This is a genomic window from Methylobacterium phyllosphaerae (assembly GCF_001936175.1).
In the GTDB taxonomy this organism is placed as follows: domain Bacteria; phylum Pseudomonadota; class Alphaproteobacteria; order Rhizobiales; family Beijerinckiaceae; genus Methylobacterium; species Methylobacterium fujisawaense.
In genome coordinates, this window is the sequence record NZ_CP015367.1 from 3,861,579 (window position 1) to 3,882,125 (window position 20,547).

Genomic DNA, 20,547 nt, shown 5'->3' on the forward strand with positions numbered 1-20,547 from the left:
CTGACCCGCCCCGCGCGTGATCCTCAGAACAGCCCGTCGATCTGCCCGTTGGCGTCCAGCCGGATCGTGTCGGCGGCGGGCACCCGGGGCAGGCCCGGCATGGTCATGATCTCCCCGCAGATCGCCACCACGAAGCCGGCGCCGGCCGAGAGCCGGACGTCGCGCACGCCCACGATGTGGCCCTCGGGGGCGCCCATCAGGGTCGGGTCGGTGGAGAACGAGTACTGGGTCTTGGCCATGCAGATCGGCAGGTGGCCGTAGCCGTCCTTCTCGAAGGTGGCGAGCTTGGCCTGAGCCTTCGTCTCGATCTGGATGTCGGCGGCCCCGTACAGCTTGGTGGCGATCGCCCGGATCTTGTCGGAGAGACGGCTCTCCGTCTCGTAGGCGTGGCGGATCGGCGCCGGCTCGGCCTCGGAGAGCTTCACCACCGCGCGGGCCAGCTCCTCGGCCCCGGCCCCGCCCTCCGCCCAGTGGCGGCAGGTGATCGCCTCGACGTCGAGCCGCTCGCGGCACAGTTCCTTGAGCTTGGCGTGCTCGGCATCGGTGTCGGCGTAGAAGTGGTTGACGCCGACCACCACCGGCAGGCCGAAGCCGCGCAGGTTGGTCACGTGCCGGGCGAGGTTGGCGAAGCCCTTCTCCAGGGCGTCGATGTTCTCGGCCCCGAGGTTCTTCTTGTCGACGCCGCCATGCATCTTGAGGGCGCGGATGGTCGCCACCACCACCACGGCCGAGGGGGTCAGCCCCGCCTGCCGGCACTTGATGTCGAGGAACTTCTCGGCGCCGAGATCGGCGCCGAACCCGGCCTCCGTCACCGTGTAGTCGGCGAGCCGCAGGCCGGCCCGTGTGGCGATCACCGAGTTGCAGCCATGGGCGATGTTGGCGAAGGGGCCGCCATGGATCAGCGCCGGGTTGCCCTCGAGCGTCTGCACGAGGTTGGGCTGCAGGGCGTCCTTGAGCAGCACCGTCATGGCGCCGGTGGCCTTCACGTCCTTGAGGGTGACGAGCTTGCGGTCGCGGGTCTCGGCGATGACGATCCGGCCGAGGCGCTCCTCCAGGTCGGCGAGGTCCTTGGCGAGGCAGAACACCGCCATCACCTCGGAGGCCACCGTGATGTCGAACCCGTCCTCCCGGGGGAAGCCGTTGGCGACGCCGCCGAGCGACTGGGTGATCTGGCGCAAAGCCCGGTCGTTCATGTCGACGACGCGGCGCCAGTGGATGCGGCGCACGTCGATGTTGAGCTCGTTCGCCCAGTAGACGTGGTTGTCGATCAGCGCGGCCGCGAGGCTGTGGGCCGACGTGATGGCGTGGAAGTCGCCGGTGAAGTGCAGGTTGATCTGCTCCATCGGCACGACCTGGGCCTTGCCGCCGCCGGCGGCGCCGCCCTTCATGCCGAAGCACGGCCCGAGCGACGGCTCGCGCAGGCAGATCATGGTCTTCTCGCCGATGCGGTTCAGGGCGTCGCCCAGGCCCACCGTGGTGGTGGTCTTGCCCTCGCCCGCGGGCGTCGGGGAGATCGCCGTGACCAGCACGAGCTTGCCGGGCTTCCGGCTCTCCAGCCCGGCGATGTAGCCGTGGTCGATCTTGGCGATGTGCTTGCCGTAATTGTGGAGCGCGTCATCCGGGATGCCGAGCTTCTCGGCGACCTGCGCGATCGGCTTCAGGGTCGCGGCGCGGGCGATCTCGATATCTGACGGCATGGGCCTTCCTCCCTGACTCGCGGGCGCGATGCCCGCCCGCCGGCTCTTGCCGTGCGAATCTCCTGCCGTGCGGGCTGCGGCTTGGCCGCCCGCGAACGGCTGCGCACTGTGCGTCAAAGCCCGGGAAAATGCGCGTCGATTTTTATGATATGGCGGACAAAATACTCTTGTCGCCCCCGACGTCCCCAGCTCCGACGCACGGAGCGGGTCCGGACCAGCGAGACGCCCGGTCGAGGCCTGCCATCGGCGCCTCGGCCGTCAGAACCTGACCAGCTCGACGCGCCGGTTCTTCGCCCGTCCCTCCGCGCCGTCGTTGGCGGCGACCGGGCTGGACGCCCCGAAGCCCCTGGCCTTCAGCCGATCCCTCGCGATGCCGGCGGCGACGAGCTTCGCCATGACCGCCTTGGCACGGCCGTCGGACAAGGCCTGGTTGTGCGCGGCGGCTCCGGTCTCGTCGGTATGGCCGTTGATCGCGAGCCGCAGGCCGGGATTCGTCCGCAGCAGGCCCGCCACCGCGTCGATCTGCGGGGCGGAGGCCGGCAGGATCTCGGTCCTGTCGGTGGCGAAGTTGACCTGGATCACCGCCTTTCCCGTCGTGTCGAGGTCCTGCTTCAGCTGCTCGGCGGGCAGGAGGGCGGCGGTCTGGAGAAACGGCTTGGTCTCCAGGATGGTCCAGGCCGCGTTGTTGCTGCCGGGCACGAAATGGACCCAGATCTGCCGGTCCGGCCGGCGGATCACCCAGGTCTGCACCGGCTCGTTGTAGACATTGCCCAGGCCCTCATACATCCCGATCCGGATGTCCTCGGGCAGCGTCTCCGTGAGGGTGGCGGGGATCCTGCTGTCGGCGATCTTCCGGCCGCCGGCCTGTGTCAGCACGGCCTCGATATTCTTCTTCAGCTCATAGGATGCGTAGGTCTTGCCGTCCTTGGTGCCGATGAGGGACAGGAAGACCTTGCCCTCGACCTCGTGGAGCGCCGTGCCGGTCCAGAACAGGAAATGCCCGAAAGCGCGGGTCTCGGGCGGGTTCAGCGGCTGGTAGCCGTCGGGGAGCGCGAAGTAGGGAAAGCCGCCGAGCGGCGCGTTCGAGACGGGGACGGCCTCCAGGATGGACGCAGCCGGCCCGGACACCGTGTCCTGCGCGCTCGCAGGATCGGCCGGGATTCCGGATGCCGCACAGGCGAGGGCCAGCAGGATCCAGACCGGCTTCAGCGCTTTCACGATCCACTCCGACAGGTTGCGGAGGCGCGAGCCTAGCGGGCCCGGATCGGCAGGCAATTAGGCCTCTTGAGCTACGGTCCCCAAGAGAATCCCGTTCGTCTTTGCGCTTTGCAGGACGGCGCGACGGGATGTCGGGTGCAGAATACCGGCGATCTTACGCAGGCACCGGGAGCCTGAACGGGCGCAGGCTCATGCCCGGAGGCCGAAGATCTTGCCCTTGCGGCCCGAAGCCGCCTTGCGGATCTTCGGGACGGCGCGCCCGAGCGTCGGCTGCGGGCGGCGCCGGCCGCCGCACCGCCGTGACGAACGAGGTGCGGACCGCCGGCGCGCCGGATCGGGAGAGGGGCGCTAGCCCCCCGACTTCTTGGCCTTGTCGGCGGCGCCCGGCGCCTCGTGCGGCTGGGGGGCGCCCTTCGGCAATTCCGGGTTCTCGGCGTTGTGCGGGGCGGCGACCGGGGCCGGCACCGTCTCGGCGGTGGCGGTCGGCTTCTCGATGTCGGGCAGACCGTCCTTCAGCTTCGCGTTGATCTGCGTGAGGTCGTCCGGCTCGGGGTTCAGATCCTTGGCGTGCTGCCACTGGAACTTGCCCTCGAGGCGCCGGCCCGAACGCCAGTAGGCGTCGCCCAGGTGGTCGTTGATGGTCGGATCGCCGGGCTTCAGCTCGACCGCCTTCTCCAGCTCGCGCACCGCATCGTCCCAACGGCCGAGGCGGTAATAGGCCCAGCCGAGGCTGTCGACGATCATCCCGTCCCGGGGGCTCGCATCGGCGGCCTGCTGCAGCAGCTTGAACGCCTCGTCGATGTTGACGTTCTGATCGACCCAGGAATAGCCGAGATAGTTCATCACCTGCGCCTTGGCGGCCGGCTGGTTGGCCGGCACCAGGGACAGGGCCTTCTTCAGGTCGGCCTCGGCCTTCGGCCACTGCTTGGCGCGCTCGTAGGCGGTGCCGCGGAAATAGTAGGTCGTCCAGTAATTGGCCTGCGGCCGGTCGCCGATCAGGCGGATGGCCCGGGTGTAGGTGGCGGCCGCCTCCTCGTATTTCTTGCGGGCGCGCTGCACGTTGCCCAGCGCCGTGATGACGTCGATGTCGTCCGGGTGGGCCTTCATCGCCGCGTCGAGATGGGCCAGGGCCTCGTCGCCCTTGCCCATCTGCTCCAGGTTCAGGCCGATCTGGATGTCGGCGTTGAGCTTGAGCGGGGAGGCGGCCGGGATCTGCGCGTAGGCCTCGTTGGCCCGCTCGGGCTGCTTCATCCGGTCCAGCGTGTCGGCCAGCGTCAGCCGGGCGAGGGCGTGGTCGGGGGCGAGGTAGAGCGCCAGCCGCAGGTAGATCACGGCGGGCAGTTCGTCGCCCTGCGTCGAGCCCGCGGAGCCTAGCCCGTACAGCACCTCGGCTGCGCCCTCCTGGGCGGTGCCGATCAGCCGCGTGAGCGGCTTGCCCTCCTTGAGCTTGTCGAGGGCGTCGCGCACCAGCGGGTGGCGGGGCGAGAGCTGGTCGAAGTCGGAATAGGCCTGGATCGCCAGATCGGTGCGGCCGAGGCTCGCCTCCATCCGGGCATAGGCGTCGACGATGCGCAGGGTGTTGCGGTCGGCCTCGTAGGCGGCCTTGAGGCGCCGCTCGGCCTCGGCGTTGTCGCCGGTCACCGAGGCGATCAGGCCGGCATGGTAGTCGCGGAAGGTGTTGTAGTAGCGCTCGCCCCGGAGCTTGTTGACCGTCTCCAGCGCCTTCTTGCCGTCACCCGCGCCGGCATACGACCAGGCGGTGAGCAGCGTCGCGGTCAGGTCGGTGGCCGCCCCGCGGCCGCTGCGCGAGAAGTTCTGGCGGGCGGCGGCCCATTGGCCCGCCTTGATCTGGCGCACCCCCAGCGAGAGGTTGGCGAGCCCGTTGGTGGGATCGCGGGCGATGAGCTTCTCGGCGGTGCGGAACGCGTCCGGCAGGGCGCCGTCGGCGAGCAGCGAGATGAAGGCGCGCTCGACCAGCTCGGCGTTGCGCGGATCGGCCTTGACCGCCTCGCGGTAGAAGGTCGCCGCCGCCGCCGTGTCCCGGGACGCGCCCGCGATGTAGGCGGAGAGGAAGTTGCCCTCCAGCGAATCCGCGGGCTCGTAGTCGAGCACCGGGGTCGATTCCCTCGGCTGCGCGGCCAGCACGGTCTGCGGCAGCCCGGCGGCGAGCAGAAGGGCGAGCGCCGAGACGCTCCGGCGGGCGCGTGTGATCATCATGAACCGATCGCGGCTCCTGGGCGCCGGCCCGTCAGGGGCCGGGCGCGAGAATGGCGGGGCATCCCCGAAAAAACGCTGGGGACACTGAACCCATCCCGCCAGCCCCGCAAGGCGAAAGGATGACGCCGCGCCATCCCGGCCCGGTCCGGGCGCCTCACATGTTCGGGTAGTTCGGCCCGCCGGGCCCCTCCGGGGTCACCCAGTCGATGTTCTGGTTCGGATCCTTGATGTCGCAGGTCTTGCAGTGGACGCAGTTCTGCGCGTTGATCTGGTAGCGCACCCCGTCGCTCGCGGCGGAATCCGCCACCCACTCGTAGACGCCCGCCGGGCAGTAGCGGCCGGACGGCCCGCCATAGACGTCGTGCTCGGAGCGCTTCTGCAGCTCCAGGTCGCGGACCTTGAGGTGCGGCGGCTGGTCCTCCTCGTGGTTGGTGTTCGACAGGTAGACCGAGGAGAGCCGGTCGAAGGTCAGCTTGCCGTCGGGCTTCGGGTAGACGATCGGCGTCACCTCGGAGAGCGGCTTGAGGCAGGCGTGGTCGGGCTTGCCGTGCTTGAGCGTGCCGAACGGCGAGGCGCCGAAGATGCTCGTCGCCCACATGTCGATCCCGCCGAGGCCGACGCCCACCAGCGTGCCGTACTTGGACCAGAGCGGCTTGACGTTGCGCACCGCCTTCAGGTCCTGCCCGATCGGGCTGTCGCGCCAGCCGGCCTCGTAGGCGGTGAGCTCGTCGCCGGCGCGGCCCGCCTTCAGGGCGTCCGCGATGGCGTCGGCCGCCTGCATCCCGGAGAGCACCGCGTTGTGCGAGCCCTTGATCCGCGGCACGTTGACGAAGCCCGCCGAGCAGCCGACCAGGCAGCCGCCGGGGAAGACCAGCTTCGGCACCGATTGCCAGCCGCCCTCCATGATGGCGCGCGCGCCGTAGCCGATGCGCTTGGCGCCCTCGAAGGTCTCGGCGATCAGCGGATGGGTCTTGAAGCGCTGGAACTCCTCGAACGGCGACAGGGTCGGGTTCTCGTAGTTCAGGTGCGTGACGAAGCCGACCGAGAGCAGGTTGTCGTCGAAATGGTAGAGCCAGGAGCCGCCGCCGGCCTTGTTGGGCAGCGGCCAGCCCATGGTGTGGCGCACGAGCCCAGGCTCGAACTTGCCCGGCGCGAGCTGCCAGAGCTCCTTCACGCCGAGCCCGTATTTGAAGTGGTCGCTGTGCCGGTTGAGCGAGAAGCGCTGGATCAGGCCCTTGGTCAGGTTGCCCCGGGCGCCCTCGCCGAACACCGTGTACTTGGCGCGCAGCTCCATGCCGCGGGTGTAGTCCTCGCGCGGCGCGCCGGACTTGCCGATCCCGAGATCGCCCGTGGCGATGCCCGCCACCGCGCCCTTGTCGTCGAACAGCACCTCGGAGGCCGGGAAGCCCGGATAGATCTCGACGCCGAGCGCCTCGGCCTGCGCGCCCAGGTACTTGCAGACGTTGGAGAGCGAGCCGACGAAATTGCCGTGGTTCGACATGAGCTTGGGGAAGAACAGGTTCGGCAGGGTGATGCCGCTGTTCTTGGTGAGCATCATGAACTCGTCGCGCTGAACTTCCGTCTTGAGCGGCCGCTCCGGGTCCTGGCGCCATTCGGGCAGGAGCCGGTCGAGGCCGATCGGGTCGATCACCGCGCCGGAGAGGATATGGGCGCCGACCTCGGAGCCCTTCTCGACGACGACGACGCTGATCTCCTCGCCGATCTCGGCGGCGCGCTGCTTCAGGCGGATCGCGGTGGCGAGGCCGGCCGGGCCGGCGCCCACCACGACCACGTCGAAATCCATGCTCTCGCGTTCGGGCAGCGCCATCCTCGCCTCTCCTTTTCTTCTTCCAGTCTTCTTCCAGCCCCCGATCCGCGGTGGGCCGGCATCCCTGCTGCCGTCTCAAGCGATTCCAAGCTGGAAAGGCAAGTTGCCGAAGATCCGGCTTAAGGCAAAGTTCCCTTTGCCGCACGGGGCGGTACATGTGACGGGTGCCGGACGATCCCACCCCGTCCGCAACCCGGCATGCCGGTCAGACGGCAGGTGGGGCGGGGCCCGCGGGATCGCGCTGTTCCGTCACGCAAGACCTTGCCCGGCCGGCGGGTTTCGAGAGTTGTCCACAGGCCGCGGCGTTCCCACATGCTCCTCTCCATGCCGAGCCCCAACGACGCGCAAGCCGATCTGATCGCCTATCTCGACTTCCACGTGGAGGCCGGTGCCGACGCGGTTCTGGACGAGCGGCCGCACGACCGGTTCAACGAGGCGGATGCGCCGGCGCCGACCCTGCGGGCACCGCGCCGGGCCCCCGACCCGCCCGTCGGCCAGACCGTCGGCCCGACCGCCGGCAGCCTCGTGCCGCCCCCCGGTTCGCCGCCGCCCGCCGCGCCGTCGCGGACCTTCGGCCGCGCCGCCAGCGCCCAGCCCGACGAAGCCGCGAGCGACGCCCGCGCCCGGGCACGGCAGGCGAAGACCCTGGACGAGCTGGAGCGGATCCTCGCCGATTTCGACGTCTGCCCGCTGCGCTTCACCGCCAAGAACCTCGTCTTCGCCGACGGCAATCCCGAGGCGCGGGTGATGTTTCTCGGCGAGGCGCCCGGCGCCGACGAGGATCGGATCGGCAAGCCGTTCATGGGCCGCTCGGGCCAGCTCCTCGACAAGATGATGAAGGCGATCGGGCTCGACCGGACCAGCGCCTACGTCGCCAACATCGTGCCCTGGCGCCCGCCGGGCAACCGCAACCCGACGCCCCAGGAGGTGGCGGTGTGCCGGCCCTTCGTGGAGCGCCAGATCGAGCTGGTCGACCCGGACCTCATCGTCTGCCTCGGCGCGCCCGCGACCCAGACGCTGACCGGCACGAAGGATGGCATCCTGCGGACCCGCGGCCGACTGTTCCCCTACAAGCTGCCCAACCGCGAGGTGAAGCTGCTCGCCACCCTCCACCCGGCCTTCCTGCTGCGCCAGCCGGTGCAGAAGCGTCTCGCATGGCGGGATTTCCGATCCCTGCGCGCCCTTCTCGACGGGAAAGCTTGACCGCGTGGGCGGAACCGGGTCTCCCCTCCCGCCATTAGAGCTTCGTTCCCGCCGCTGGTCCACCGTCGGCCGGACATAGCGACGCATAGCAAACCGTGGGCTGCCCGAGGCGGCCGGCGCAGCATTGATGGCGGGACCCAACCATGCGCTGGGAAGATCTACGCAGCTCCGACAACGTCGAGGATCGCCGGGGCGAGGGCGGTGGTGGCGGCGGCATGGGCTTTCCCGGCGGCGGCGCCGGCGGGCTCGGCATCGGCACCATCGTGGTGCTTCTGATCATCAGCTATTTCACCGGCATCAACCCGGCGATCCTGATCGGCGGCGCCGAGCGGATCGGCGGCGGGCGCGGCCAGCAGGAGCAGCAGGTCGATCCGCAGACCCAGGCCAAGCGGCGGCAGGCGCCGACGGACGAGAGCGGCCGGTTCGCCTCGAAGATCCTCGGCAACACCGAGGACGTCTGGAGCCAGATCCTGCCGCAGCAGACCGGCAAGCAGTACACGCCGACGACCCTGGTGCTGTATACCGGCGGCACCCGCTCGGGCTGCGGCTCGGCCCAGGCGGCGATGGGCCCGTTCTACTGCCCCCTCGACAAGAAGGTCTATCTCGACACGGGCTTCTTCAAGGAGATGGCCTCGAAGTTCGGCGTGAAGGGCGATTTCGCCTACGCCTACGTCATCGCCCACGAGGTCGGCCACCACGTCCAGGACGTGCTCGGCATCCTCGGCAAGGTCCAGGCGCGCCAGCAGCAGGCGTCCAGCAAGACCGAGGCGAACGCCCTCTCGGTGCGGATCGAGCTGATGGCCGACTGCCTCGCCGGCGTCTGGGCCAAGAACTCCAACGACAAGTACGCCGAGCTGGAGCAGGGCGACATCGACGAGGCCCTGAACGCCGCCGCCCAGATCGGCGACGACGCCCTGCAGCAGCGCTCGAAGGGCTACGTGGTGCCGGATTCCTTCACCCACGGCTCCTCGGCCCAGCGCCAGCGGTGGTTCAAGGCCGGCTACAAGAGCGGCCAGACCAAGGCCTGCGACACGTTCCGGACGGCGAACAACTGAGGTGTGCGGCGGGGCGGAGAGCCTCGTCCGGACCTGACATACGTCCTCCCTCCCCTCTTCGCGGGGGAGGGAGACGCGCACTCCGCCTCACCCCCGGCTCAGGCGCCGGGCATTGGCCTGGACCTTCCGCCGGTAGCTGCGGATCACCTTGCCGTTCGAGGCCCCCGCGGCAAGCATCAGAGCCGCCTCGCCGGCGGCCAGCATCTTCTCGGTCACCATGAGCTGCGCCTCGACCTGCGCGGCCGGCCCCCCGAGAGCGAACATCGCCATCCGCTGGGCGATCACGCCCTGAGCCTCCAGGCCGAGCATGGCCATGTCGAGGCTCGTCGTCCACCAACCGCAAAACATCATCGTCCTCAAAGGCGTCCGCCACGGCCAAGCCCGGCACCATACGCCGGAGCGGCGGCTAGAGCGGCAGGGAAACGACTTAGCTCGCAGAATCGGGCAGAAAAGGCGTCCGGCGACCGGATGACGGTCACGGTTGCGCGCCATGCAGGGCCCCGCGGCCGCGCCCGTCTTTGCGCCGTCTCGATCGATGCCGTAAGCGCCCCGGAGCCCCATTCCCGGACACCGCGCCCGCACTTCATGATTCGCCTGGACAAGATCACCAAGCAGAACGGGCGGCAGCTCGTCTTCATCGAGGCCTCGGCCGCCCTGCAGCGGGGCGAGAAGGTCGGGCTGGTCGGCCCGAACGGGGCCGGCAAGACCACCCTGTTCCGGATGATCATCGGCCAGGAGCAGCCCGACGAGGGGCAGGTCGCCGCCGACCGCGGCATCACGATCGGCTATTTCAGCCAGGATGTCGGCGAGATGTCCGGCCGCAGCGTCGTCACCGAGGTGATGGACGGCGCCGGCCCGGTGAGCGCGGTGGCGGCCGAGCTCGCCGAGCTCGGCGCGGCCCTCGCCGACCCGGACCGGGCCGACGAGATGGACGCCCTGATCGAGCGCTACGGCGAGGTCCAGGCCCGGTTCGAGGAGCTCGACGGCTACGCCCTGGAGGGCCGCGCGCGGGAGGTGCTCGACGGCCTCAGCTTCAGCCAGGAGATGATGGACGGGGATGTCGGCGCCCTCTCGGGCGGCTGGAAGATGCGCGTGGCGCTGGCCCGCATCCTGCTGATGCGCCCGGACGTGATGCTCCTCGACGAGCCGTCCAACCACCTCGACATCGAGAGCCTGATCTGGCTCGAATCGTTCCTCAAGGCCTATGACGGCGCCCTGCTGATGACCTCGCACGACCGCGAGTTCATGAACCGCATCGTCACCAAAGTCATCGAGATCGACGGCGGCGCACTCACCACCTTCTCGGGCGACTTCGCCTTCTACGAAGGCCAGCGGAAGCTGAACGAGGCGCAGCAGCAGGCGCAGTTCGAGCGCCAGCAGGCCATGCTGGCCAAGGAGATCGCCTTCATCGAGCGGTTCAAGGCCCGGGCCTCCCACGCCGCCCAGGTGCAGAGCCGGGTGAAGAAGCTCGACAAGATCGAGCGCGTGGAGCCGCCCCGGCGGCGGCAATCGGTGGCCTTCGAGTTCCAGCCGGCGCCGCGCTCGGGCGACGACGTCGTGATGCTCAAAGGCGTCCACAAGCGCTACGGCAGCCGCACGATCTACGAGGGCCTCGACTTCTCGGTGCGCCGCCGCGAGCGCTGGTGCGTGATGGGCATCAACGGCGCCGGCAAGTCGACGCTCCTGAAGCTCGTGACCGGCACCACCGCGCCGGATGACGGCTCGGTCACGGTGGGCGGCAGCGTCAAGCTCGGCTACTTCGCCCAGCACGCCATGGACCTGCTCGACGGCGACCGCACCGTGTTCCAGACCCTGGAGGAGGCCTTCCCGCAGGCCGGACAGGGCTCGCTGCGGGCGCTGGCCGGCTGCTTCGGCTTCTCGGGGGACGATGTCGAGAAGCGCTGCCGGGTTCTCTCGGGGGGCGAGAAGGCCCGGCTGGTCATGGCGCTGATGCTCTACGATCCGCCGAACTTCCTGGTGCTCGACGAGCCGACCAACCACCTGGACATGGGCACCAAGGAGATGCTGATCGAGGCGCTGGCCAACTACGAGGGGACGATGCTGTTCGTCTCCCACGACCGGCACTTCCTGGCCGCACTCTCGAACCGGGTGCTGGAGGTGACCCCGGAGGGCATCCACCAGTATGGCGGCGGCTACACCGAATACGTGGCCCGCACCGGCCAGGAGGCGCCGGGCCTGCGGAGCTGACGGGCGCGGACGGACCCCGTCCCGGTGCGGTGCGACCGGCGCGCCGCTATCCCCCCGGGAGGCCCCACGCTAGGCTGCGCCGAAACGGCCCCGGGTGAGATGCCGTGCGACGCCTGCTGAAGTTCCTCCACACGATGGGATCCGCCGGGCTGCTGGGGGCGATGGCGTCCCTGGTGGTCATGCTGAGCCTCGCGCCCGCGCCATCCGCCCTGGCGGGATACGCGGCGATGCGGGGCGCGATGGGGGCCGTGGCCACCTGGATCTTCCTGCCCGCCCTGGCGGTGACGCTGATGTCCGGCCTGCTGGCGATGGCCCTGAACCGCGCCTTTCTGAACGCCGGCTGGGCATGGCTCAAGCTCGCCACCGGGGTCCTGATGTTCGAGGGCGGCCTGGTCTACGTGCAGGGACCGATGAAGCAGGAGGCGGAGCAGAGCGCCCGGGCGCTGGCCGGCCTCGTCGATCCCGCCGTGCTGGCCGTGTCGCTCCCCGGCGAACGCGGAACCCTCTGGGTGCTGCTGGCGGTCGCGACCGCGAATGTCGCGCTCGGGATCTGGCGGCCCCGGATCCTGCGGATCCCCCAGTAGGCGCGCCGCATCCGCCGATCATCCCGGTCCCGGCGCGGCACGACCGGCGACGAAACCGGGAAAGCCGCGCCGAATGCCGCTTTGAGTTGCCGGCTATAGAACTACTTTCCGATGCAGAAGCCGCTGAACAACCGATCGAGCACATCCTCGACGCCGACATGACCCGCGACCTCGCCCAGCGCCCGGACGGCGAGACGCAGATCCTCCGCGGCGAGCTCCGGCAATCCGCCCGTGCCTTCGAGCAGGCGGTCGAGATGGCCCACGCAGGCTTCGAGCGCCGCCCTGTGCCGGGCCCTGGTGATCAGCGCATCGCCGGTGCCGAGACCGGATTCAGCCGCAGCCTGGATGGCATCCAGCAACCGCGCCATTCCGGCGCCCGTACGGGCCGAAACGGCCGGACCGTCCGACTCCCGTTCCGTTTCTGAGCCGGCAAACAGATCGGCCTTCGTGCGGACCGTCAGGATCGGCGTGCGGGTCGGCCCGAGCTCCGGAACCGCCCCGTCGGGGGGCACCAGGGCGATCACCAGATCGGCGCTGTCGATCCGCGCCCGCGTCCGCACGATCCCCTCCGCCTCGATCGGCTCCGCGGTCTCCCGGAGCCCGGCCGTGTCGACCAGCAGGACGGGCAGGCCGCCGAGATCGAGCCGCACCTCGATGGCGTCGCGGGTCGTTCCCGGACGGTCCGAGACGATCGCCACGTCCCGTCGGCTGAGGGCATTGAGCAGGGTCGACTTGCCGCTGTTGGGTGCCCCGGCCAGCACCACCGTGAAGCCCTCGCGGAGGCGCTCGCCCCTCTGCCCGTCGCGCAGGGTCCCGGCGATCGCGTCGCGAAGCCGCGCGGCGCGGCCGAACAAGGCGGCGTCGAGCCCGGCATCGTCCACGTCGCCCTCGTCGGCGAAATCCAGCGCCGCCTCCGCGGCGGCGAGGCAATCGACCGCTTCCGCCCGCCACGCGGCCACTTGCCGGCTGAGGGCGCCGTCGAGCTGACGGAGGGCCTGCCGGCGCTGGCCCTCGGTCTCGGCATCGATCAGATCGGCGACGGCTTCGGCCGCGGCGAGATCCATCCGGCCGTTGAGGACCGCCCGACGGGTGAAGGCGCCGGGCTCGGCCGCGCGGCACCCGGGAAACCGGGCAAGCGTGGCGAGAACGCCCATTCGCACCGCCGCACCGCCATGGAGGTGCAGCTCGGCCATGTCCTCGCCGCTATACGTGTCCGGCCCCGGAAACCAGGCCACCAGAGCCCGATCGAGTTCGGTGCCGTCGGCCGGATCGCGCAGGCTTCGCAGGGACAGCCGGCGGGGTGGCGGCAGGCTCCCGCAAAGGGCGACGAGCACGTCGCGCGCGGCCGGGCCGCTGATGCGGATCACCGCGACGGCTGCGCGGCCGAAGCCGCTGGCCGGTGCGAAGAGGGTCTCGGCTTGGGTCATGATCCGGCAGAGTCGTGCGGAGGGGCAGAGTTTCACGTGAAACAGGTGCGGGTGCCCTATACCATTCCGGCGTCGCGGTGCCGCGCCGGGTTGCGGCGTCGCGCCCTCGAACCCGGATGCGCCATGCTCGTCACGACCCGCCGCACCGTCAGCCTCGGCCTGCTCGCCGCGCCCTTCGCCCTGCCCCTGCGGGCCGCCGAGGCTGAGCCGGACTGGGGCGCCCTCGAGCGTCGGCTCGACGGTCGCCTCGGCATTGCGGCCGCCACGGCGGACCGCGTCCTCGCCGCCTATCGCGCGGACGCGCGCTTTCCGATGTGCAGCACCTTCAAGGTGCTGGCGGCGGCGGCGGTGCTGGCGCGGGTCGATACAGGCCGCGAGACCCTCGACCGGATCGTCGCCTACGGTTCCGGCGACCTCCTGAGCTACGCGCCGGTGACCCGGAAGGCCCTGGAGGCCGGTGCCGGGACAGGACAGATGACCGTCTCGGATCTCTGCGCGGCCGCGATCGTGTGGAGCGACAACAGCGCCGCCAATCTGCTCCTGGCGAGCCTCGGCGGCCCCGAGGCGCTGACCGCATGGCTGCGCGACACCGGTGACCCCGTCACCCGCCTCGACCGGACGGAGCCCACCCTCAACACGGCGCTCCCCGGTGACCCGCGCGACACGACTACGCCGGACGCCATGCGGGCGAGCCTGGGCCGGATCCTCCTGGGCACCGTCCTGTCGCCGGCGTCGCGCGGCCGGCTGGAAGCCTGGATGATCGCCTGCGAGACCGGGCGCAAGCGCCTGCGGGCTGGGCTGCCGCCCGACTGGATCGTGGGCGACAAGACAGGCAGCGGCGACAACGGCTCGATCAACGACATCGCGATCCTGCGGCCGCCGGGGCGTGCACCGGTTGTCGTGGCGGTCTACGTCACCGGCTCGACGGCGTCCCCGGAGACCTACGCGGCGGCCTACGCGGAAATCGGCCGGCTCATCGCCGCGCGAGCACAGGCAGCCTGACCGGACGACCCATGAAGACCCCCGCCAAGACCACCCGCGCGACGCTCGCCCTGGACAAGGCCGGGATCCGCCACAGCCTCCACGTCTATGCGTACGATCCGGACGCCCCGCGCATCGGCCTGCAGGCCGCGGAGGCGCTCGGGGTCGCGCCCGGACGTATCCTGAAGACCCTGATGGCGGCCGTGGACGGACGGACGATCTGCCTGCTCGTGGCCTCCGACAAGGAGGTGTCGATGAAGCGGGTCGCCGCCGCCTTCTCGGGCAAGGCGGCGGCCATGCTCAAGCCCGCCGATGCCGAGCGGCTGACCGGCTACCATGTCGGCGGCATCAGTCCCCTGGGGCAGAAGCGGCCTGTCCCGACGGCGATCGATGCCGGATCGCTGACCGACCCGGCGGCCGAGATCCACGTGAACGGGGGCGGTCGGGGCTTGCAGATCCGCCTGACCGAAGGCGATCTCGTCGGCGCCCTGAAGGCCCTCGTCGTGCCGCTCACGTGAGCGCGCGGTAATCATCCGTTTACCCTGCCGCCCCACGGTGACGCCTTCCGGCGGAGACGGGTACGGCATGCGGAAGACGGGACGAAGGGCGATGACGGCGCTCGGATTCGTCCTGCTGCTCGCGGGATCGGCCCGCGGGGCGGATCTCGACATCCGTGGAACCGCCGAGACGGGTGTGGGGGCCAGCCCGCGCTTCTTCCCGCGCAACGACGGGCTCGATCGCCGCCCGGTCTACGCCGTCCGGTCCCGTCCCGTGCCGGTGGGCTGCACGCCCCGCCGGGTGCCGGTGCCCACCAACGCGCCGGACGATCCGAGCTATGTCGGCTCCGAGTACGGCCTGGGGCATCCGAGCTATTACGGCTTCACGCCGCCGCCCGGCGTGGACGATCCCTTCGGCCGCTCCCTCCTGCCCTACTGCCCCTGACGCCGAAACACGCGCCATTCCGGAGACCGCGTCGCCGCGGCAGATCCAGGCCCGTGTTCACGCAGGCTGATCGGAGTGCCGGATTCCACCGCTCCGCATCATGCTCTAGACCGGCCCTGCCCTCCCCCGGAGCCCGTCCCGTGCCCGAGCCGACCCTTCAGCCCTTCCGTGATCTCGCAGCTCTGCGCCGATGCGTCGCCGCGTGGCGCGCGGCGGGTGAGCGCGTCGTCCTGATCCCGACCATGGGGGCCCTGCACGAAGGGCATCTCGCCCTCGTGGCCGAGGCGCGGCGGATCGGCCGCCGGACGGTGGCGAGCATCTTCGTCAATCCGACCCAGTTCGGCCCCAACGAGGATTTCTCCCGCTATCCCCGCGACCTGGAGACCGATCTGGCCCTGCTCGCGCAGGCCGGCGCGGATGCCGCCTGGACGCCCGGCGTGGAGACCATGTACCCGCCGGGCTTCGCCACCCGGATCGAGGTCGCAGGCCTGACCGAGGGCCTGTGCGGCCCGTTCCGGCCCGGCCATTTCGCCGGCGTCGCCACGGTGGTGACCAAGCTCCTCAACCAAGTCCGCCCGGACGTCGCCCTGTTCGGCGAGAAGGATTTCCAGCAGCTTCGGGTGATCCAGCAGGCCGTGGCGGATCTCGACCTCGCGGTGGAGATCCACGGCGTGCCGACCGTGCGGGAGCCCGACGGCCTCGCGCTGTCGTCGCGCAACCGCTACCTCTCGGCCGAGGAGCGTGCCGTCGCCCCGAAGCTTCAGGCGGTCCTGGGTGAGATCGCGGCGGCCTCCCGCAACGGCACCCCCGTGGCCGGGCGGATCGCCGCCGGGCGGGCGGCGCTGGAGGCGGCGGGGTTCCGGGTCCAGTATCTCGCGGTCTGCGACGCCCGGACCCTGGCGCCAGTGGAACGGGTCGACGGCCCGGCCCGCGTGCTCGCCGCCGCCTTTCTGGGCCGGACCCGGCTGATCGACAACCGCGCCGTGTAGGCTGGCCGGACCCGGGCCGGCGACGCGGGGATCGGGGGAATGCACCCCACAGCCGTGCCGCCGGGTGTTGCCCCCGGCCCCTCGACCGCCCCCTCGACCGGGCGCGCGCCGTCGTGGCCGTCTGGCCACGGCCCTCGGACTTTTCGGATTTTGCGCCATCGGCTCATTGGCTCCGGCCGGCCGACCTGTTCTCTGCTGGGACCGTGAATGGACCGCGCACCGCTCCGGCCGTCCTGGCCATGTCCCTCGCCCTGGCGGTGCCCGCGGGCGCCGGGGAGGACGCGTTCGAGGGGATGGCCGGCCCGTACGGCGAGCGTCTGCGCGTCGATGCCAAGGGGCTGACCCTCACCTTCCCCGCGCCCGATGTGAAGCTCCAGATCGGCGGCCGGCTGCATATCGACGGCGGTGCGGCGGGTTTCAGCCGGCCGGACCTGCCCGAGGCCTTCCCCGACACCGTCGCCGTGCGCCGGGCCTGGATCGAGCCGACGCTCACCATCGGCCGCGACTGGGTGATCGCCTTCCAGTACGATTTCGCCGACCCGATGCTGCCGATCAACGACGCGCTGGTGGCCTGGAAGGGACTGCCGGACACGATCCTGACGCTCGGCAACATGAAGGAGCCCTTCAGCCTGGAATGGCTGCAGAGCAACAACGACACCCTGTTCGTCGAGCGCTCGGTGGCCAATGCCCTCGTGCCGGAGCGTCGCTTCGGCGTCGCGGCCGGGCATCACGGGCAGGCCTGGACCGCGGTGGCCGGCCTGTTCGGCAACGCCGCCAGCAACGGCATCGACGGGGATGGTGTCGCGGTGGCGGCCCGCGCCACCGTCGCGCCGATCATGACCGCCGACGAGACCCTGCATCTCGGTCTCGCCGGGATCGTCCGCAACCGATCGCGGTCCGACGGAGCCTTCGGCTTCTCGAGCCCCGCGGGAGCCTTCCTGTTCGAGCGCCCCCTGGTGGACACCGGCGATCTCCCCGATGCCGCCAGCGTGTCCCGGCTCGGTGCCGAATTCGCCTATCGCCGCGGTCCGGTCCTGATCCAGGCGGAATACATCTACGCGGCGCTGCAGCCGTTCCGCGGCCCCGGACAATCCGGCTCCGCGCTCGACTTCCAGGGCGGCTATGTCGAGGCGGCGCTCGTGCTCAACGGCGAAGGCCGTGCCTACGCGCTGACGCCGCAGAGCGGCACCACCTACGCGACCTTCAGGGGCGTGGCGGTTCCGGAGGCGCAGCGTGTGTCCCGCGGCGGGATCGGCGTGTTCGAACTGGCCGCGCGCTACAGTGCCATCGACCTGAACGCCCGCGGCTTTCGCGGGGGCATGGAGCAGGACGTGACCCTCGGCCTGAGCTGGTATCCGGAGCCGAATCTGCGGCTGATCGGGAACGTCATTCACGGGCGCGTGCAGCCGGGGGAGGCCCAATCCGCGACCCTGGGCACGGCCTCGTTCTCGGTCGACACGGTGATCGCACGCCTGCAGATCTACTGGTGACGGCGCGTGCCGGGAAAGCCAGCGGCCTCAGCTGACGCCCGTCACACCGCCCGGCGCAGGACCGATCGGAACGGGCGCCGTTCGGGCGTCGGTTCCGGGGGCGGCACGGGCTGCTCGACGGGCGGGGCGGCCAGAACCTCCGACCGGACCGGCCGCGGAGCCGCGAAGGCCGTGCCCTGGGCGAACGGCACGTCGAGGTCGATCAGGTCCGGGACGTCGGCCTCGTCGGCGACGCCGGTGGCAATCAGGCGGATGCCGGCCCGGGTCAGGGCCGGTGCGATGTCCTCCACGGCGATGTCGGACAGGCTGCCCCGGTCGGAGCGCGGGCGCAGCAGCATCTCGGCCGGGACCTTGACCTGACCGATGCCGCGGTCCGCGAATTCGGCCGCATCGAAGCGCAGGTCGTCCGGACGGTCGAGGCTGAAGCCGATCCGACCCCGGAGCGGCGCGAGCAGGCCCCGCTGGCCTGCATCGAGACGGCGCCAGCTCGCCTGCGGCAGGGCGATGGTCAGACCTGCCAGGGCCGGATCGTCGGTGGCGGTGCGGGCGAGCTCGCGCAGGAGCCCGGGCTCGAACAGCGACAGCGGCGACAGGCTGTAGGTCAGCAGCGTCTCGCTGCCGCGCCGGGCGAGGTGACGCGCCACGATGGTGGCCCGCTGCAGCATGCGGCGGTCGAGTTCGGTGGTCCGTCCGAAGCGCTCCAGCACGGGCAGGAAGACCTCGGGCTCGGCCGGCGGAACGCCGGGGCCGCCGATCCGGAGCCGGGCCAGCGCCTCGTAGGCCACGACCTTGCGTTGAGGCAGGGTGACAACCGGCTGCAGATGGATCTCCAGACCGTCCCCTTCGAAGGCGCCGATGAGACCGGCCTCGTCGACGGGGGGAGCCGCGGGCCGGGGCGGGATCGGCCGCGGGGGGATCGGCCGTGCCGGGACGGATGGGGCCGGGTTCGGGGCCGGTTGCGGGTCCGGCGGAACCGCCTGCGGCCGGAGCGCCCCGTCCTCGCGCGGGGGGGCGGCCGACACCTGCGGACGCGGCAGGGCCGGGGCCGGGGCGGCGTCCGGAAGGGCCGCGCCGGGCACCGCCTCGGGCTGCGGCCGGAGCGCCTCCGCCGGCCGGGCCTTGAGGGCCGCGATCTCGGCATCCTGCGCGCTCAGCACGGTGGTGAGGTCGCGTACGATGCCGCTGAGCAACCCGAATTCGACCGTCAATTCCTCGATCTGCGCCCGCAACGCCGCCTCGGCGGCTTCGGGGCGCGGCTGAGCCGCGGCGCCGGCCCCCGCCGTCTCGACCTTGAGCAGGCGCCGGGACAGCAGATCGACCTCGCCGGACAGCTTCTCGCAGCGCGCCTTCAGGGTGGCGATACGGGTCAGGGCGAGACCGCCGGCCAGGGCGGCGGCGACGCCGAGCGTCATGGCACTCCAGAGCGGCAGGAACACCGCGAGTGGCCCGAACACGACGAGCCCGAGAAGGCCGACCGTCAACAGCCCCGCATACCGGCCGAGGACCGGGACCATCGTCTAACCACCTGCCGGGAACGCGCGCCGGTCGCCGGGGGACATCCCGAGCGAACCCCACCGGGCGCGAACCGAATCACTGGATCATTGGCCGGGCGCACCGGGCCCGGCAAGGCTCCGGGAGGAGGATGATGCGCCATCACCTGTTAATTCCGGGCGGTGTGACGCCGGCGCCCGCTGGAACGTTGCGGAATCATCACGGCGGATCCGATTGCGAGGCGCTCCGGGGAGGGTTGCGCGGCTTGCGAATGCGGAGGGGATGAAAAAGGGTCATAAAGCGTGGCCATGACGTTCGTCCCCCCGCGTACTTCCCGATTTCGCGCCGTTCTCGGCGCCGGCGCGCTCCTCGCGGCCTTCGGCGCGACGGCGCCGCAGGCCGCGGATCTCGGCGCAGATCTTCCGCGCACCACGCCGACCTTCGCGATGATCGATCCCAATACGTGGATCGTCACGCTGAGCGGCTCGATCCAGGCCGTGCCGCGCTATCCCGGCGCCAGCGACTACACGGCCGTCGGCTATCCCTCGATCGATATCCGCCGGGTGGGCGAGCCGCGCCGCTTCTCGACGCCGGATGACGGGTTCAGCCTGTCGCTGTTCGACACCGAGTCGTTCCGGATCGGCCCGACCGCGCGCTTCGTGCCGGGGCGCTATTACGGCGACGACCGGCGGCACCTGTACGGCTTCCGCGACGCCCGCTTCGCGGTGGAGCCGGGCGTGTTCGCGGAGTTCTACCCGGTCTCGTTCATCCGGACCCGCGTCGAGGTGCGCCAGGGCCTCTACGGTCACCACGGCACGGTCGGCTCGGTGGCGGCCGACTACCTGATCCCCGCGGAGAAGTTCCTGTTCTCCATCGGGCCGCGCCTGAACATCGGCGATGCCAGCTACGCCCGGAAGTATTTCGGCGTCTCCCCGATCGAGGCGGCGCTGAACGGGCGCGTCACCCCCTACGACCCGCGCAGCTTCTACTCGGCGGGCGTGCTCGGCGGCGTGACCTACACGCAGAGCGAGACCTGGGCCTACACGGCCTATGCCGGCTATACCCGCATCCTGGGCGCCTCCGGCAACAGCCCGCTCGTGCGTCGACCCTTCGGCAATCCCAATCAGTACCAGTTCGGCCTGCGGATCGATTACGCCTTCCGGATGCCTGCGCTGTTCTGAGCCGCACGCACGGCTTGCACCGGTCGCACCCGGGCC

The 20,547-nt window shown here is 70.9% G+C and carries 17 protein-coding genes; 10 read left to right on the plus strand and 7 right to left on the minus strand.

From position 1 onward, the window contains the following. Window positions 1-23: 23 nt before the first annotated feature. From MCBMB27_RS17645 to MCBMB27_RS17660, 4 genes are all read right to left on the minus strand, one after another. Complete coding sequence (locus tag MCBMB27_RS17645; protein WP_075380952.1) at window positions 24-1,697, minus strand: formate--tetrahydrofolate ligase; 1,674 nt, start codon at window positions 1,695-1,697, stop codon at window positions 24-26. Between the two features lie 258 nt (window positions 1,698-1,955). Next, complete coding sequence (locus tag MCBMB27_RS17650) at window positions 1,956-2,915, minus strand: OmpA family protein (protein WP_075382011.1); 960 nt, start codon at window positions 2,913-2,915, stop codon at window positions 1,956-1,958. Window positions 2,916-3,263: 348 nt separating this feature from the next. Then, a complete protein-coding gene (locus MCBMB27_RS17655) occupies window positions 3,264-5,132 on the minus strand; it encodes a tetratricopeptide repeat protein (RefSeq protein WP_075380953.1) in 1,869 nt (622 codons plus the stop codon). 154 nt (window positions 5,133-5,286) lie between these two features. After that, complete coding sequence (locus MCBMB27_RS17660) at window positions 5,287-6,960, minus strand: electron transfer flavoprotein-ubiquinone oxidoreductase (RefSeq protein WP_043353371.1); 1,674 nt, start codon at window positions 6,958-6,960, stop codon at window positions 5,287-5,289. Window positions 6,961-7,272: 312 nt separating this feature from the next. On the opposite strand from MCBMB27_RS17660, the gene MCBMB27_RS17665 reads away from it, so the two are divergent. Further along, the gene (locus MCBMB27_RS17665) at window positions 7,273-8,163 is read left to right on the plus strand and encodes a uracil-DNA glycosylase (RefSeq protein WP_075380954.1); all 891 of its coding nucleotides are present in this window, start codon (window positions 7,273-7,275) and stop codon (window positions 8,161-8,163) included. Between the two features lie 143 nt (window positions 8,164-8,306). Next, window positions 8,307-9,218, plus strand: coding sequence for a KPN_02809 family neutral zinc metallopeptidase (gene ypfJ, locus MCBMB27_RS17670; RefSeq protein WP_043384038.1), 912 nt, complete (start codon window positions 8,307-8,309; stop codon window positions 9,216-9,218). A gap of 87 nt (window positions 9,219-9,305) precedes the next feature. Here the strand turns inward: ypfJ and MCBMB27_RS17675 are convergent, their stop codons facing one another. After that, the gene (locus MCBMB27_RS17675) at window positions 9,306-9,566 is read right to left on the minus strand and encodes a hypothetical protein (RefSeq protein WP_043384142.1); all 261 of its coding nucleotides are present in this window, start codon (window positions 9,564-9,566) and stop codon (window positions 9,306-9,308) included. 237 nt (window positions 9,567-9,803) lie between these two features. On the opposite strand from MCBMB27_RS17675, the gene MCBMB27_RS17680 reads away from it, so the two are divergent. Further along, window positions 9,804-11,426, plus strand: a complete 1,623-nt coding sequence (locus MCBMB27_RS17680) for an ABC-F family ATP-binding cassette domain-containing protein (protein ID WP_075380955.1) — start codon at window positions 9,804-9,806, stop codon at window positions 11,424-11,426. A gap of 104 nt (window positions 11,427-11,530) precedes the next feature. Continuing rightward, window positions 11,531-12,010, plus strand: a complete 480-nt coding sequence (locus MCBMB27_RS17685) for a hypothetical protein (protein WP_043356918.1) — start codon at window positions 11,531-11,533, stop codon at window positions 12,008-12,010. Window positions 12,011-12,111: 101 nt separating this feature from the next. Here the strand turns inward: MCBMB27_RS17685 and mnmE are convergent, their stop codons facing one another. Then, window positions 12,112-13,437, minus strand: coding sequence for a tRNA uridine-5-carboxymethylaminomethyl(34) synthesis GTPase MnmE (mnmE, locus tag MCBMB27_RS17690; RefSeq protein WP_075380956.1), 1,326 nt, complete (start codon window positions 13,435-13,437; stop codon window positions 12,112-12,114). A 123-nt stretch (window positions 13,438-13,560) separates the two neighbouring features. Between mnmE and bla the strand changes: the two genes are divergently transcribed. From bla to MCBMB27_RS17715, 5 genes are all read left to right on the plus strand, one after another. Beyond that, window positions 13,561-14,439, plus strand: coding sequence for a class A beta-lactamase (bla, locus tag MCBMB27_RS17695; protein ID WP_053609610.1), 879 nt, complete (start codon window positions 13,561-13,563; stop codon window positions 14,437-14,439). Between the two features lie 11 nt (window positions 14,440-14,450). Next, window positions 14,451-14,936, plus strand: coding sequence for a YbaK/EbsC family protein (locus MCBMB27_RS17700; RefSeq protein ID WP_043356908.1), 486 nt, complete (start codon window positions 14,451-14,453; stop codon window positions 14,934-14,936). A 67-nt stretch (window positions 14,937-15,003) separates the two neighbouring features. Next, window positions 15,004-15,360 carry a hypothetical protein gene (locus MCBMB27_RS17705; RefSeq protein ID WP_043356906.1) on the plus strand — a complete coding sequence of 119 codons (357 nt, stop codon included), beginning with the start codon at window positions 15,004-15,006 and terminating at the stop codon, window positions 15,358-15,360. A gap of 140 nt (window positions 15,361-15,500) precedes the next feature. Then, complete coding sequence (gene panC, locus MCBMB27_RS17710) at window positions 15,501-16,349, plus strand: pantoate--beta-alanine ligase (protein ID WP_043356904.1); 849 nt, start codon at window positions 15,501-15,503, stop codon at window positions 16,347-16,349. Window positions 16,350-16,588: 239 nt separating this feature from the next. Beyond that, window positions 16,589-17,839 carry an OprO/OprP family phosphate-selective porin gene (locus MCBMB27_RS17715; protein ID WP_167380419.1) on the plus strand — a complete coding sequence of 417 codons (1,251 nt, stop codon included), beginning with the start codon at window positions 16,589-16,591 and terminating at the stop codon, window positions 17,837-17,839. A 41-nt stretch (window positions 17,840-17,880) separates the two neighbouring features. Here MCBMB27_RS17715 and MCBMB27_RS17720 read toward each other — a convergent pair whose 3' ends face one another. Then, complete coding sequence (locus tag MCBMB27_RS17720) at window positions 17,881-19,353, minus strand: EAL domain-containing protein (RefSeq protein ID WP_075380957.1); 1,473 nt, start codon at window positions 19,351-19,353, stop codon at window positions 17,881-17,883. 285 nt (window positions 19,354-19,638) lie between these two features. Between MCBMB27_RS17720 and MCBMB27_RS17725 the strand changes: the two genes are divergently transcribed. Then, a complete protein-coding gene (locus MCBMB27_RS17725) occupies window positions 19,639-20,511 on the plus strand; it encodes a MipA/OmpV family protein (RefSeq protein WP_051976115.1) in 873 nt (290 codons plus the stop codon). The last annotated feature ends 36 nt before the right edge of the window (window positions 20,512-20,547 follow it).